This is a genomic window from Treponema sp. R8-4-B8 (assembly GCF_054786175.1).
The window spans coordinates 1-1901 of sequence record NZ_BDHE01000072.1; the positions used below are offsets into that span (position 1 = coordinate 1).

Genomic DNA, 1901 nt, shown 5'->3' on the forward strand with positions numbered 1-1901 from the left:
CTTCAATTTTTTCGTTTTTCAGAGAACCTGTCGATTATGTAAATCAACGTTTTGTCATCACCCGTATGAATGAATTTTACAATAAAATTGAAAGACTGGTGAACTCGACAAGGAGCCTGTTTCCAAAAAAATCTTGTCAAGTGTTGATGTATTATCCATACCTGGCCTGTCCTTGCCATGTCCTCGCGCCCTACTCCCAAATTTTCAGCGTGGCAAATTGCCGCTTCCTGAAAAAAATTAAATACAGCGTCAAGAGTAAGCCTGTCTGATTTATCTATCGCGCCAAAGCGTACCGGCGCAGATTCCTGCCAAACGTCAACAATCCCGGTACCTTTGGGATTAGCCGGATCACAATTCATATTTTTCCCTTTTGTCAATTTTATAGAAATGATTGGGATTTATCAACAGAAAGATGTTGGATCGTTCGGAAAGAGTTCAGACAAAGAACACTAAGGAAGAGAAGATCACGAAGAGGGGAAAAAGGATAGTAAGTAGTGGATAGTATGGGCATTACCACGAACCAACATGAACTTTTGTCCATATCCAGGTCGTTGTTCCTGTTGGTTCGCAGTTTATTATTAAATGCAATAGGTCTATTTACCTTAATCATCAAATTCATTAGTAAAAAAGAATTGCGTATTAAGAAAATTATAATTACTATTATCTATTGAAATTTTTATAAACATAATTTTTCTGGAATTCCCTACAAGTAACCAAATAACATTTTCATCATTTTGTACTATTGGTTCACCATAAACTTTTGTAAATAATTGAATCGCCGTTTTTACGTTATAATCAATTCCATATTGAAAAGCTGTAAGACCTTTTTCTGACCTAATTGTAAGTATATGTATATCATCAGCCGCCGTCTTATAAACATATTGATCTTTAGTATCCGGTCTTGGTATAAGAACATTTCCAGGCACTTGCCCACGTACCTGCGCTACGCTCATACCCATTTTTACCCATACAGGAACATCAAGTCTGGCGGGAATTGTTTGAGCAAAACCTTGCCATGGTGATAATATGGCAAAAACAAAAAACAGAAAAATAACAGTTGATTTTTTCTTCATTTTCTTTACTCCTATTTAAAATATTTTTATCTGCATTTGGAAAATTATTCGAGTGAGACAGTAAAACCATATTCGCCGGTTTTGGTATTATTATCAGCGAATTGTTTTATCTCAAGAAAAAATGTTCCCGGAACAACTTTTGTATTTATTAAGGCATTATGATTTCTTCCTGAATCGTCATCTTCTATTATTTTCTTTCCTTCATTGTCATAAAGCGTTATCCTGGTATCCAAGTTTCCGGTAGTTTCGGCTTTTAAATTTCCCGCTTTTGGAACATCAATACGATACCATGCTACATCGCTTTTTGATATAAATGAATACCTAAGAGTTTTTCCAATAGGAAAACGAGTTGCATAGATTCTTTTATGATTTAACTTTCCATTATCCTGATAAAAATCATTCAGGCGATAAGTGCCGTATTCCTTTACCCATTCAGTTTTAAACATAAAATTGTTGATAAGAAGCATAACAGTATATCCGCCGAAATTATTTTCTTCCGGCTCGAATGCCAATTCTACTTTTAATGTTCTTTTATCTTTCAAAGGCTTGATTATTTTATCATAGACGGCAGAGTATGTAATATAACGAATTGGATCTAAAAATACAAGCACAACGCCTACCTGTCCTGTATCTGTTAAAAAAGTTTGCAGCGCTTTCTCCGGATTTGCGTTTATCATAGTTGTAGACATATAGGAAATAAGTTCAAAATCTTCATCTAAAGCTGTTTTAGATAGATCTTTATTGTTTAAAAATCCTATTAACCCTTTTATTTGCCTATTCAAAAGAAGTTTATTATCTTCTTTGTTATTTTCTATACTGGATTGCACA

3 protein-coding genes are annotated in these 1901 nt (G+C 34.2%); all 3 read right to left on the reverse strand.

The features are described 5' to 3' along the window. Positions 1-2 precede the first annotated feature (2 nt). Positions 3-359 (reverse strand): acyl-ACP thioesterase domain-containing protein, encoded by a 357-nt coding sequence (locus tag ACYVRA_RS06275; RefSeq protein WP_461251892.1) that lies wholly within the window; start codon positions 357-359, stop codon positions 3-5. A 243-nt stretch (positions 360-602) separates the two neighbouring features. Beyond that, complete coding sequence (locus ACYVRA_RS06280; RefSeq protein ID WP_461251893.1) at positions 603-1073, reverse strand: hypothetical protein; 471 nt, start codon at positions 1071-1073, stop codon at positions 603-605. A 44-nt stretch (positions 1074-1117) separates the two neighbouring features. Continuing rightward, on the reverse strand, positions 1118-1901 hold a 784-nt coding region (locus tag ACYVRA_RS06285), incomplete at its 5' end, for a PPC domain-containing protein (protein WP_461251894.1).

Excerpts from the sequence above, each read along its gene's own strand:
- ACYVRA_RS06275 (WP_461251892.1), bottom strand. The coding sequence starts at position 359 with ATGAATTGTGATCCGGCTAATCCCAAAGGTACCGGGATTGTTGACGTT.
- ACYVRA_RS06280 (WP_461251893.1), bottom strand. The coding sequence starts at position 1,073 with ATGAAGAAAAAATCAACTGTTATTTTTCTGTTTTTTGTTTTTGCCATA.